Source organism: Chloracidobacterium validum (assembly GCF_018304825.1).
Classification (GTDB): domain Bacteria; phylum Acidobacteriota; class Blastocatellia; order Chloracidobacteriales; family Chloracidobacteriaceae; genus Chloracidobacterium; species Chloracidobacterium validum.
The window spans coordinates 1,068,791-1,081,859 of sequence record NZ_CP072648.1; the positions used below are offsets into that span (position 1 = coordinate 1,068,791).

At 54.4% G+C, this 13,069-nt stretch carries 10 protein-coding genes; 4 read left to right on the top strand and 6 right to left on the bottom strand.

Annotated elements, in window-relative coordinates:
* Window positions 1–2: 2 nt before the first annotated feature.
* From J8C06_RS04490 to J8C06_RS04505, 4 genes are all read right to left on the bottom strand, one after another.
* On the bottom strand, window positions 3–698 hold the full coding sequence (locus tag J8C06_RS04490) for a ferredoxin--NADP reductase (protein WP_211429587.1): 696 nt from the start codon (window positions 696–698) through the stop codon (window positions 3–5).
* A 115-nt stretch (window positions 699–813) separates the two neighbouring features.
* Complete coding sequence (locus tag J8C06_RS04495; RefSeq protein ID WP_211429588.1) at window positions 814–1,569, bottom strand: hypothetical protein; 756 nt, start codon at window positions 1,567–1,569, stop codon at window positions 814–816.
* Between the two features lies 1 nt (window position 1,570).
* Window positions 1,571–3,382, bottom strand: a complete 1,812-nt coding sequence (locus J8C06_RS04500) for a response regulator (RefSeq protein ID WP_211429589.1) — start codon at window positions 3,380–3,382, stop codon at window positions 1,571–1,573.
* Window positions 3,383–3,447: 65 nt separating this feature from the next.
* Window positions 3,448–3,912: a PIN domain-containing protein gene (locus tag J8C06_RS04505; RefSeq protein WP_211429590.1), complete on the bottom strand. Its 465-nt coding sequence runs from the start codon at window positions 3,910–3,912 to the stop codon at window positions 3,448–3,450.
* Between the two features lie 172 nt (window positions 3,913–4,084).
* Here J8C06_RS04505 and J8C06_RS04510 point away from each other — a divergent pair, with 172 nt between their 5' ends.
* The 4 genes from J8C06_RS04510 to J8C06_RS04525 all read left to right on the top strand — a co-directional run bounded on the left by J8C06_RS04510 (window position 4,085) and on the right by J8C06_RS04525 (window position 10,410).
* A complete protein-coding gene (locus J8C06_RS04510) occupies window positions 4,085–6,016 on the top strand; it encodes a PrkA family serine protein kinase (protein WP_211429591.1) in 1,932 nt (643 codons plus the stop codon).
* A gap of 20 nt (window positions 6,017–6,036) precedes the next feature.
* Entirely contained in the window at window positions 6,037–7,326 is a 1,290-nt protein-coding gene (gene aroA, locus J8C06_RS04515; protein WP_211429592.1) for a 3-phosphoshikimate 1-carboxyvinyltransferase, read from the top strand.
* A 32-nt stretch (window positions 7,327–7,358) separates the two neighbouring features.
* The gene (locus J8C06_RS04520; protein WP_211429593.1) at window positions 7,359–8,765 is read left to right on the top strand and encodes a sigma-54-dependent transcriptional regulator; all 1,407 of its coding nucleotides are present in this window, start codon (window positions 7,359–7,361) and stop codon (window positions 8,763–8,765) included.
* 67 nt (window positions 8,766–8,832) lie between these two features.
* The gene (locus tag J8C06_RS04525) at window positions 8,833–10,410 is read left to right on the top strand and encodes a cellulose synthase family protein (protein WP_211429594.1); all 1,578 of its coding nucleotides are present in this window, start codon (window positions 8,833–8,835) and stop codon (window positions 10,408–10,410) included.
* A 36-nt stretch (window positions 10,411–10,446) separates the two neighbouring features.
* On the opposite strand, the gene J8C06_RS04530 is transcribed toward J8C06_RS04525, so the two are convergent.
* Together J8C06_RS04530 and J8C06_RS04535 are read right to left on the bottom strand one after the other, a co-directional pair.
* Window positions 10,447–12,231, bottom strand: coding sequence for a two-component system sensor histidine kinase NtrB (locus J8C06_RS04530; RefSeq protein ID WP_211429595.1), 1,785 nt, complete (start codon window positions 12,229–12,231; stop codon window positions 10,447–10,449).
* Window positions 12,232–12,281: 50 nt separating this feature from the next.
* The gene (locus tag J8C06_RS04535) at window positions 12,282–13,067 is read right to left on the bottom strand and encodes a 4'-phosphopantetheinyl transferase family protein (RefSeq protein ID WP_211429596.1); all 786 of its coding nucleotides are present in this window, start codon (window positions 13,065–13,067) and stop codon (window positions 12,282–12,284) included.
* Between the last annotated feature and the right edge of the window lie 2 nt (window positions 13,068–13,069).

The window sequence follows — 13,069 nt, forward strand, 5'->3', positions numbered from 1 at the left end:
TGCTAGCTCCAGCGCTCAACGAACGTGCTTTGCTTTGGAATTTCAGCCGCTTGAAGAAGTTGTTGGTAGAACTTTACTTCAGCGAACTCGCCGGCTGCGTAAAATTTTGTCTTTGGGTTCTCAAGGTAAAGACTCCGTAGCATGACCGGCGTGATGCGCCCCAGTCCGCCAGCCCAACCGGCCGGTCGGTTGGGCTGATTGAGCAGCACCACACGGGTCAGTGGGCTGTTTTGTTCGAAGTGCTTGAACTCATTGTCGTAGAGGACTTGGTCTAAGCTCGTTACCTCGTGAAAGAGTGTCATCTTCCGCTGCGGCTGACGGATGAGGATATAGTAAAAAAAGCTACGCGCGGCGGGAATACAGTAGTCTGAACCCAGAAAACAGACCGGATCCAGGGTGTCGGTCTGGAGTTTGAGTTGTCCCATTGGCTCACCAATAGAAACTGTGTCACCAATTTGTGCCTGGTCGTAAAACTGCGTGCCAAAGTTGCCCGTCCGCTTGACTGTGAATTGGAAGTATTTCTGGTCGTGGGGCGAGGAGCTGATGGTGAGCGGCGCTTGGCATTCGGCGTTGAGGTGGACAACCGTAAACTGCCCTGGTGTGAAGCTGAAGGGATGGTCACCAAACTCAAGGATAAACGAACGCACGTCTGGCGTTTCCTGAAGAATGCGGCGAATCGTGTAGGGCTTGGTTTCCATAATGTGTTGATGGCAAAAGACCGCGTTGCAAAATGAACCGAAGTAATGAGGTGATACCTAGGCGGCGCTGGTGAAACGTGCCGTGGGGGCGTGAGCGATGACTGCCATAAAGGATTTAGCTCCCGCGTAAGGCCGCTAATTCCGCTTCGAGCGACCGAATATGCGCCGTTGTCACCTCATTGGCCTGCGCCACTTCAGCTACGATGGTGTTGAGTTCTTGTGACAGGCGTTCATTTTCCGTTCCCACTTCGCCATACACCCGCGAAAATGCCTTGTTCTGGCGCAGGACTTGCTCAGACAGGGCGTCAAGTTCTGATTCCACTTCACGTGAGGCGTCAATCATACTCAGTAACGCCAGGTCCGTCACTTCAACCCGCCGATTGAGCTGGCGATGGTGACTACGCACGGCATTTTCCAGGCTATCCAGGTCGGACTGGACGTCCTGCATATCCCAGGCCGCTTCGCGGAGGCTTTGCTGGAGGCGAAGGATATGGGTTTCGAGCTGGTGAATATGCTCGGCAACATGTGAGTGATGCGCCGCCATCGCCTGCCGGATGTCTTCAATTTCACGTGTTGTTTCACCGATTGCCGAGAACAGGTTGCGCGCGGCTGTGTCATAGTGCGCCAACTCCTGGTTGCGCTCACGCAAGTAGCCCAGGGCTTCATCGCGCTCACGGCGGAGCCGGCGAATGGTTGTCTCAGCCTCTTCTAGCCGCTCGATGCCGTGCTGGAGCAGGGGGAAGCGCGCAAGCGTGCGGTTGATAATGCGCACGCCCCACCTGTAGAGAAGGCGGGTCAACGCTGGCAAGCTCTCTGTAGAGAGGCGTTCATCGGTTGAGGGCGGCGGCGTAGAAATATCGCTGAGTGACATGTTACACCTGTAGGCTGTGTTGAATGACTAGCCGTAATAGGCTGGTCACTGCTTCTGGCGACTGAATATCCCAAGTTCCAACCTGTTCTGCCGGGAGCGAAAGCTGTTCGGCCAGCGCTCCCAGCCCCGGCGAGGTGAACGGGCTGTTGAGAACACATAGGATAACTGATTTTCCAAGCAAGTCACGGTACTTTTTCAGACTTGCTTGGCTGCGCGCGGCGGCTTGCCGGTCATGGTTGCTGGTAAAGAGGATACTACCAATCCAGGTCGGTGGTTTCGGGCCGGTTGACTGGTGAGCGCTTTCGGTCTCAGGCGGCGGAGCCAGCAGGACAAGCCGTAGGTCAGGACGAAGCGGCACCCATTCAAGTTCAGCCCATCCAAGTGCATTGGTTTCGGAGGCAGGTACGTCAAGCACCTCGCTGGAGAGATGTTGTTGTTGGACCTCGCGGATGCGCCTCAGAGTAGCTGCCAGGACCGGGGCATAGGCGGCAGGCAAGCCGGCCGTACAGACATAGGCCACCGGAGGAACTGGATAGCCCGACCGTAGGGCCAGCGCCTGGGTCAGCAACAGGGCGTCACTGGGTGATAGATAGGGGGCTGTGGGTGGTATCCAGTCTGGAGATGGGGAGAGCGGTGGAAGGTCCTCTGTTGCCAGGGCGGTTGCGGTTGGTTGGCTCGGCGCGCCAGGCTCAACTTCACGTAGCAGCCCGGTAACTTTCAGTCCGTTGACGAGGAAGGTGATCGCGGTGGACTGCTCCGGCGCTATGGAAAGAATTTCTCCCAACGTGAGTCGCCCGTCAAACAGACGGAGGAGTTTGGCCGTTTGCTGGGGGAGTTCATTGTTTTCGATCCGCCGCCGGAGTTCGGGGTTGACCGCGTAAATCTTTGATTCTTCATCCGTGGACGGCACAAGCCGGTCAGCCATCTGAAGCACCGACTCGGCCGTCTTGATGGCTTCTTCCGTGAGCTGGTCGGATGCTGTGGGCCGTGCAGGGTGCTGCTCAACTGGCGCAAAGGTTGTACTGTGGGGTGGCCAGTCGGCATCAACGGCTGCCAGATGAAGTGCGGCGTCTGCCCTCCTCGCTTCAGTTGGTCTGGGTTGGTCGGATGGTGGGTGGTGGGTGGCGCGGCGGCGTGTTTCTTCGGCTTCATCGCGCCGGCGGAAGGCCTCCATGAGAAGCCCCATGAGCCGATCATGAAGGGTTCGCGGCGGCGGAACGGCCGGCAGCGCGGTCATCTGAAGCTGAACCCCTTCCCAGAGCAGAATGTCAAAGGCCGCTGCCTCCCCGCCCACCTCACCGGTCTCCGCGTGAATCAGTGCGCCATCTTCAAAGTAAAGATAGCCGACGCGCCCAGACTTGGTGACGCGCAAGACGCAGCTTTTGCGCTCAACTTCGAGAAGCTGGAGAAACGACGCCAGCGTAAGCCCCTGGATGACGCCCTGCCGGCGGGCATCAAGCTCATTGCAGATCGTGTTGTAGAGCGTGGTAATGCTGAGCGGCTTGCGGAGCACCGGAAAGGCACCGATGTTGCTCAGCCGGGTTTCGGCATCGCTGACAGCCATCGCCGTCATGACAATGATTGGCAACTGGATTTGCTCGCTGAGCAAGTGCGCAATTAGCTCGAAGCCATCCATAACTGGCATTTGGAGGTCAGTCACCACGATGTCCACGGGGTGTTGCGCGAGAATCTCCAGCGCGGCGCGTCCGTGCTCGGCCGTAACGACGTTGAGTTCTTCGCGATGGCGGCTAAGCCACTTAGACACAATCTGAACAATGGCGCTGTCGTCTTCGACTAAGAGGACTTGTTTCATGTGTATCTTGCCTACCCAGGCCTCACTTGGCACGCTGCCGCTGTAACGCTTGCTCCTGTCGGGCTTTAGATACCAGTCGTAACGAGAAATTCAGGCGTCACGATAATCGGACAGGGGAAACCGCTGGTTAGATTGAAGCGCCGAACCCGCGCTTGCCGGTGAATGCTGGCAATGTGCCCAAAGTTCCAAGTCACAAAGAAGTCTATATTATGGACTGAGGCGAGAGCGACATGAAAGGCATCCGCGAGAAAGCGTCGCTGGAAGATGCCACAGCCGACATAGCCGGTGGCGAGCATAGTGGCTTCGTCCCGAATGGGAACTTGGGGCAGGGGCTGAATCAGATTCAGGTAGGCCGAGCGGTGCGGCTCCGCCATCCGCGCTAGTTCGTGCTCGACAAGGGGCGAGACAAAGGCCTGGTATTCCCATCGGTCATATTCCCACCACCGAAGGGTGAGGTCACGACGAAATGGGTCGTCATTATCGAGGTACGCCCCGATGACTGAAGTTTCAAGGTAAAGTGTCAGTTTCAACGTAAGCCCTCAACGACTAAATACATCCCTGACAAGTACGCGACGCAATTGACGCTGACGCCGAATACGCCCATACTTTTTATCTATGCTACTTGCGTCCCCGACGCAGGTGCGCGCGCACCTTGCTTGCGCCTGAGTTTGCATCTCATCGTCTATGACGGGAGCCGCTACCATGTCTGACACCGAAACTTCAAAGCCCGATATTAGTCAACTGCTTGAAGCACATCGCCGCGACCGCGCCTCGCTGCACTGGGAAGGCACCTTCCGCGAATACTTCGAGATGGCGGTCAAGCGTCCTAAGCTAACGCAGTTGGCGCATGCTCGTATCTGCGACATGATTCTTGCGGCTGGCACAACCGTTATCAACGAAGGTACGCGGGACGAACTAACACGCTATAACTTTTTCAGCGAGGAACTCTTTGGCATTGACGAAGCCATCGAGCAACTCGTCGAGTATTTTAAGTCGGCTGCCCAGCGTCTGGAAGTACGCAAGCGAATTCTGCTGCTGATGGGTCCGGTCGGCGGCGGCAAGTCAACCATTGTCACGCTCCTCAAGCGCGGGCTTGAAAAATGGACGCGCACCGAGGCCGGCGCGGTCTATGCCATCAAGGGCGATCCGATGCATGGCGATCCGATGCACCTGATTCCACAGGACCTTCGGCCGGAAATCCAACGGCACTACGGCATTTATATCGAAGGAGAGCTTAGCCCTCAGGCCCGCTATGACCTCGAACACACCTACAAAGGGCGACACGAGGATGTCATCGTCGAGCGCATTGTCTTTTCGGAAAAAGACCGCGTGGGGATTGGCACGTTCGCGCCAAGCGATCCAAAGTCGCAGGATGTATCGGAGCTGACCGGTTCGATTGACTTGTCAACCATTGGTGAAGTCGGCGTGGAAAGCGATCCGCGGGCCTATCGCTTCGACGGTGAGTTGAATGTTGCCAACCGCGGCATGATGGAGTTTATTGAAATCCTCAAATGCGATGAGAAGTTTCTGTATTCACTACTCACGCTGTCCCAGGAACAAGCCATCAAGACTGGGCGCTATGCCATGATCTATGCCGATGAGGTGATCATTTCGCACACCAACGAAAATGAATACCAGTCTTTTGTCGGCAACAAGAAAAATGAGGCACTGCAGGACCGGATCATCATGATCAAGGTTCCCTACAACCTCAAAGTCTCAGAAGAAGAGCGAATTTACAAGAAACTACTTTCACAGAGCAGCTTGCAGGGCGTGCACATTGCGCCCTACACCCTGCGCGTGGCCGCCATGTTCGCCGTGTTGACGCGCCTTGAAGCCCCCAAACGGGCCAACGTGGACCTAGTCAAAAAAATGAAGCTCTACGACGGCGAAGACGTCGATGGCTTCAAGAGCAAGGATGTCAAGGAGCTCAAAGCTGAGACCGTGCGCGAGGGAATGTTTGGGATTTCGCCTCGTTACATCATCAACCGCTTGTCCAACGCCCTGGTGCAAGAGTCAAAGAAATACATCACGCCGATTGACGCACTGCGCACCATCCGCGATGGCTTCGAGCAACACACCGGCATCACTTCTGAAGAACGCGAGCGGTACTTGAATCTCATCACCTTGGTTCGCAAGGAGTACGACGAAATCGCCAAAACGGAAGTGCAGCGGGCTTTTGTCTACTCATTTGAAGAAATGGCGAAAAGCATTTGTGATAATTACCTGGACAACGTCGAAGCCTACTGCAACAAAGAAAAGCTCAAAGACGCCATTACCGAAGAAGAAATGGAACCAGATGAGCGGCTGATGCGCTCGATTGAGGAGCAAATCGGGATTTCAGAAAATGCGAAAAACATGTTCCGGCAGGAAATCCTGATTCGCATTTCAACCTATGCTCGGAAGGGCAAGCGGTTTGAGTACACTTCCCACGAGCGTTTGAAAGAGGCAATCGAGAAAAAAATCTTTGCCGATCTGAAAGATATCGTCAAAATCACGACCTCAACGAAGTCGCCAGATGCTGACCAGTTGCGGCGGATCAACGAAGTCATTGATCGGCTGGTGAAAAAGCACGGTTACACGTCTGAAAGCGCCAACGAGTTGCTTAACTACGTGGGAAGCCTGCTATCACGGTGAGCATGATACCGGAGGCTGGCATGGCCTGGCGTCTCGACCCGGTTCGTCGCTTGCGCGGACAGGTCCGTGTCCCTGGAGATAAGTCCATTTCCCACCGAATGGCGATGCTGTCCGCCATCGCGGAGGGAGAAACGGTCATCGAGGGCTATTCGGAAAGTGCTGATTGTGTGGCTACCCTGAGCTGTCTCAGACAGTTGGGCGTGCGCATCCAGGCAATCCCCGGTGGAGTCAGGGTTGGTGGCGCTGGAAAACAGGGATTGCGCCATAGCCCAACCACGCTCGATGCCGCCAATTCAGGAACAACCATCCGGTTACTGGCGGGTATTTTGGCCGGTCAGCCATTTGAAACGCAGATAACGGGTGACGCCTCCCTGCGCCGCCGTCCCATGCGTCGCATCATCGAGCCGCTCCGGCGCATGGGGGCAACGATTTCGGCGGTGGATGACAACCTTGCGCCGCTCGTCATTCGCGGCGGACCGTTACGCGGCATCACGCAGGCGGCCTCGGTCGCCAGCGCGCAAGTGAAGTCCTGTTTGCTGCTCGCCGGGTTGTTTGCCGAAGGTGAAACAACCGTCATCGAGGCGATCCCTACCCGCGATCATACTGAGCGGTTGCTGGGTGCGTTTGGTGTTCCGGTGGTGGTTACCGAGACAACACGCACAGTGTCAGGTGGCTACCGATTACAGAGTCCAGGTCGTTTACGCGCCCCAGGTGACTTTTCATCTGCAGCGTTCTTGCTTGCTGCCGGGCTGATGGTAGAACCGTCCGCCCTGACGATAGAAGGCGTTGGGCTGAACCCGACGCGCACAGGGATGCTGACGGCACTTCAGCAGTCTGGTACTGAGATTGTGGTTGCCAATGCACGCCTGGAAGGCGGCGAGCCGGTTGGTGACCTCTGGGTGGATGCAACGATGGCCCGTCCGACGCGGCCGCTTCGGCTCGAAGGCGCTTTGACGGCAAATGCAATTGACGAAATCCCCATCCTAGCGGTGCTCGGCGCACGCTTTGCCGGGCTATCTGTTGCCGATGCCGGCGAGCTACGTGTCAAGGAAAGCGACCGGCTTGCGCTCATGGTTCATAACCTACGTGCTATGGGCGTTGAAGTGGAAGAGCATCCAGATGGGTTGACCATTCCGGGTGGACAACGCTTTCGTGGCGCGGCCATCGAAACCGCTGGCGACCATCGCATCGCTATGGCGTTTGCCGTTGCGGCGCTGACAGCCGAGGGCCCTACGACGATTGATGACGCCGCTTGCGTGCGGGTGTCGTTTCCAGATTTTTTTACTGTTTTGGAACGACTCCAGCGTTAGGCTTGCCTTAGCGTAGATATGCAGAGTTAGACATGCCAAGGAAAGGTTCACTGCTCGTCGTTGATGACGAAGAAATCATGCGTGATGTGCTGGAGACACTCCTCTCTGGCGCAGGTTATAGCGTCAAGCTGGCCCAAACGGGGGAGGAAGGGCTAGAACTCTATCGGGAGCAAGTGTTCGACGTCGTCCTACTGGATGTCTCCATGCCGGGCATGGGAGGCATTGCCACGCTCGACGCTTTGCTTGAACAGGATCCCGACGCGATTGTGGTGATGATCACCGCTTACGCTACCTTTGAAACAGCGGTGAGCGCCTGGCAGCGCGGGGCATTCAACTGCATCCGTAAGCCTTTTGAAAATGAAGACATCTTGCGCGTCGTAGAGGCTGGCATTCGGCGGCGGCGCAAAGACGAAGAACATGCTCAACTCAAACGAGTTTTGCAACAAAGCGCCGACAAGCATGGAATCGTTGCCCGAAGTGCCGTCATGCAGGATATTCTGGCATTGGTCGAGCAGGTTGCACCTGCGCGAACGACTGTCCTCATCCAGGGTGAATCTGGAACTGGGAAGGAACTCATTGCTCGTGCTGTTCACTTTGCAAGTCCACGGGCAAAACATGGCCAGTTTGTCGCGGTCAACTGTGGAAATATTCCAACCGAACTCCTCGAAAGTGAACTGTTTGGTCACGTGCGAGGTGCTTTTACAGGAGCCTTTGCGGCTAAAAAAGGTTTATTTGAAATTGCCGATGGCGGGACGCTCTTTCTGGATGAAATCGGCAATATCTCATTTGAAACACAAAGTAAATTGCTGCGTGTCATCCAAGAACGAGAGTTTATTCCCCTTGGTGATACCTCCCCGCGTCGGGTGGATGCGCGAATCGTAGCGGCTACGAATCTTGATCTAAAGCAAGCTGTTTTAGATGGCAAGTTTCGAGAAGACCTTTTTTATCGCCTCAATGTTATTACCATCAAGTTACCTCCCCTGCGTGAGCGTCCACAGGACATTCTTCCGCTAACCAGACATTTTATTCGCAAGTACAATGCTGAAAATCAACGCCAGATGTCAGAGGATATTGATCCAGAGGTGCTGGCGCTGCTTGAAGCTTATCCATTTCCAGGCAATGTGCGTGAGCTTGAGAATATTATTGAACGGGCAGTTGTCATTTCACGCACCGACCGTCTAACCATGGAATGTTTGCGCGATGAAATATTAAATCCAACGGCAAAAAGTACGCCATCTGCATTTTCAGGAAACTTGCTCTCCTCACAACTTGATATTTCTCAGGGAATACGTTTCTATGACGTCGTTGCACAGTTTGAGATAGAGCTTATCCAGCGAGCGCTTGATTTTACGCATAATCATCAGAGCCGAGCTGCCAAGCTGCTCAATCTGAACCCTACGACATTAAATAGCAAAATCAAGAACTATAACATAAAATAAAACCTATATCATGACAGACCGGTAAAATCTTATATTGTCTCCAAGTATCTACACGGATGAAGCTAACATGATACCAGGACTTGAGAAATTTACTAACACAAATAACATTAGTTATATTTATACGCTTGACACATTTGACTGGATAGTGTTTTTACTCTATTTTGGCTTACTTTTTATTCTTGCAGTCTACGGAGCTTATCGCCTAAGAATCACATACTTGTTCTTGAAGTATCACCAATTTAGGCCTGAGCCTAAAGCCTACTTCAGTGAAGATGATCTGCCACCTGTAACGGTTCAACTGCCACTTTTCAATGAAATGTACGTGGTTGAGCGCCTGCTGGCATCTTGTGTCGCGCTTGATTATCCAAAAGCTAAACTTGAGATTCAGGTACTAGACGATTCCACGGATGAAACCCAGTCCATCGCCAGGGCTGCCGTGGAGCGTTATGCTGCCCAGGGTTTTGACATCGTTTATTTACATCGAACGGATCGCGCTGGTTTCAAGGCAGGCGCGTTGCAAGCGGGACTCAACGTTGCTAAAGGACAATTCATCCTAATTTTTGATGCTGACTTTCAGCCGAAGCCAGATTGCATTCGCAAGATGATTCACTACTTCACTGAGCCACGGGTAGGCGTCGTCCAGTTTAGGTGGAGTCATCTCAATGCGGATTATAACCTCCTGACGCGCGTTCAGAGTGTCATGCTCGATGGTCATTTTGTCATTGAACACACGGCGCGTCATCGAAGTGGCGGGTTTTTCAACTTCAATGGCACGGCTGGGATGTGGCGACGCGAAGCCATCACCTGGTCGGGTGGGTGGCAGGCTGATACGCTAGCCGAAGACACAGATTTGAGCTATCGCGCCCAGCTTTTGGGTTGGAAGTTTGTTTATGTTTTGGACGAAGACGTACCGGCAGAACTCCCAGTTGATATCAACGCTTTCAAAGTGCAGCAACGGCGCTGGGCAAAGGGTTACACGCAAGTCGCGCTGAAAATTCTGCCGCGCTTGAGAAACCTTGACTTACCACTTCATGCCAAAATCGAAACCTTTTTTCACTTATCTGGTAATCTCATTTATCCATTGATGATTTTATTCCATTTGCTCCATCTGCCAATTCTAATAATTCGATATAACCAAGGGCTTTTTCATCTCATGCTGCTTGATGTGCCCTTTTTGCTTCTTTCAACCTTTTCGGTTACATCATATTATTTTATATCCCTCAAGGAATTATACGGAAGAAAATGGAAAAACCTGCTGATGATCTATCTAGCAATGTCAATAGGTGTTGGTATTTCAATCAGCAATGCCAAAGCCGTTTTGGAAGCATTATTTGGCATTAAAAGTGATTTTATCAGAACTCCAAAATATGCTATTGAAGACAATAAGAAAGAAGAAAAATGGCAAAAGAAAAAATACCGCCGTGCTATGGGTTGGCTTCCATTGCTTGAAATTGGGATGGCCGTCTATTTTCTGTTTGCAATTATCTACGCCGTCAATAGCGAGATGTGGGGTGTGCTGCCATTCCTCTCCATTTTTATCATTGGCTATGGTTATGTCGGCATTGCCTCACTCCTGAACGGGCTAGGCCTGCTGCACATGGCTAAATCTTCAACCGATAATCAACTTTCTCCCGCAACGGAGTAAACTGTGACCCAGCAGCTCCGTTGAAATGGTCATTGCCTAGGATTGTTCACTAGATTTTGTGTCACTGGCCGGTTTTGACGCCATGGCTGATGAAGAAAACGAGAGTGCCGGAACGCCAGACGGCGTTCGTTTTAGCTGCCGCCGCGAATCGGCTAGGATATCGTTTTGTAGTAGTGGGGAACCAGTTGTCTGTGGAAGCGTCACGATAACTTCCGCTCCGGTAGTCCCATCCGTGCGGTTATGAATGCTAATGCGTCCGCCATGGTCTGAGACAATTTGGTAAACAATCGCCATGCCTAGCCCGGTGCCGCCCTCGCGATTGGAGTTGAACGGCTCGAATGGGCGCTCCAGGTTATCTTTTGGAAAGCCGGTTCCCGTATCCGTCAGGCGGATTTCAATCTGGTCGGCAAGTGGTCGGAGTGTGACACTGAGCTTCCCGCCGTGGGGCATGGCTTGAATGGCGTTGCGCGCCAGATTCCAGATCACCTGCTTGAGCTGATCGCTGTCTGCCACAATCGCCGGCAAGTCTGGCGGAGACTGAAGTGTGATTTCGTGATCGGTTCGTGTCTCAGAGCTATGCTGGAGCAGGGAAAGTGTATCACCGATGAGCCGTTCAAGGTTGACGGCGACCGGTTGCAACGATCGGGGGCGGGCGTACTTGAGAAAGTCTTCAATGGTGCGGTTGAGGCGGTCGGATTCACGGAGAATGATGCGCATGAGCCTGGCCTGCTCGTCATCGAGACGTAGCTCAGACTGGAGCATCTGAATCGAGCCACGCATGGCGGCAAGTGGGTTACGGATTTCATGCGCGATGCCGGCCGCCATTTTTCCAAGCGCGGCCAGGCGATCTTGGCGACGGATTTCTTCCTCAAGCTTGATAATTTCAGTCAGGTCTTGGAAAGAAAGAACATAACCAGTGATGTCATCTGACTCGCTGGTGAGCGGCGACATCGCAAACCCCAATCGCAGGGTTCGCCCATCAGCCGCCTGGCAGTCAGCTTCAAATCTGCGAAACTCGTCTTTTTGAGGCGTAACTGGTAATCGCTCAGGCTCAAAGTTACAGTCAAGTTCACCAAAGATGTCTCGCAGGTGCTTGTTTCGCACGACCTTCATGCGGTAGCCGGTAATTTCCTCAGCCGCGCGGTTGAAGGTAACGATTCTGCCGCTCAGGTCAATCGTAACCAGTCCGCTTTTGACACTTTCGACAATGCGCTCGTTGAATGCCCGCAGTTGGGCCAGGTCCCGGGCGGCGGCTTCAAGTTCCGCGTCGCTTCGCCGCAGCCGTTCGGCGAGTTGTCCGCCAAGAACGGTCAGCGCCAGAATGGCAACCACATAAAGCAGAGGGTTGTTTTGCAAGTAGCGTTCGTTTTGCTCGACAATGGCGTATCCCCCAACCAGCAACCCAACCTTGAAGGCCATGATGAGTCCGACGTAGGCCAGGGCGCACGTAATCCCAATCGCAATCGTGCCGATGCGCGGCAAAATCATGGCCGCAACGAAGACGATCACGAGATAGAGCGGCGCCAGCGGGAAGGCTGAATCGCGCATCTGGTAGGTGAGCCACGTCACGGCAATGACATCCCCGAGCAGTTGGACATAACCCTGCACGAGATAGAGCGTGGACATCCGCAGCCAAGTGAAATAGAACACCGAAAGCAATCCAACCACAACCGCCAACCAGACCAGCGGTTGCGGGTTGATGTCGGCGTTGGCCCAGGAGTTTTCCGAGCGCGCCATGGCGACGGCGAGTGAGAGCAGGATGGAGATGACAACCAGCCGCGAAACGATGAGGTTGATGAGGCGCGTGTAGAGCGGGTTCATGTGGTGCTCGCTTCTCGGTCGGCTTCCGACCGCTCCGGCTGGCGGACAGGTCAGGACTGACCGAACGCCAACACAGCGATTGGTTCATCTGGTTGCCACTCGACGACCAGTGTCGCGCATGCTGGCCCCCGTGAAACATCCTGCATGAGCCAAGTGCGTCCCTGGGTGTCGTGTATCGTGAACCGGGGGGCCGTGGCGGCGCAAGGTATTTCCAAAGGCATATCCATCTGAAGCAGTCGGCGCAGCGCCGCCTCGCCGCTTGCCTTGAGCCAGGCTTCCTGGCGCGTCCAGCAGCGGCGCATGGCCAGCGGACGTTCCAGTTCCGGCAGCCTCCAGAGGCGGCGGTATTCGGCTTTAGGCAGACACCGGCGGGCAACCGCCAGCCACCGTTCAGCACAGCCGGGAAGTTCGACGTCAACCCCAACGCGGCGACCGTGAGCGATGGCAAGGAGTCCCACGTCATCCGCGTGCGCCAAGCTGAAAAAAAGTTGGGGGGCATCTGGCAAATAGGGTTTGCCGTTGGTTGTATAAGCAAATCGAATGGCGTCAGGTGCTTGCTCAAGGTAGTGCGCGAGGATGTGGCGCAAATGGGCGCGTCCGAGACTGAAACGGCGCGCCCGTCGTGGACAGCGCAAGCGTTCTGCCCGCCGGCGCTCATCCAGACTCAGAACCGAGCTGCCGTGCAATGCACCCGACACCGACGTGCTTTCACCCAGCGGCTGCAACGTCAGCCACCATAGGTGAACAGCCTCAGGTGAAAGCCGCGGCTGCGCTGAAGATGGATCAATAACAGATGGAGTTGCTGATTTGGCACTGGTCTGGTTTAAGTAGAGCATGA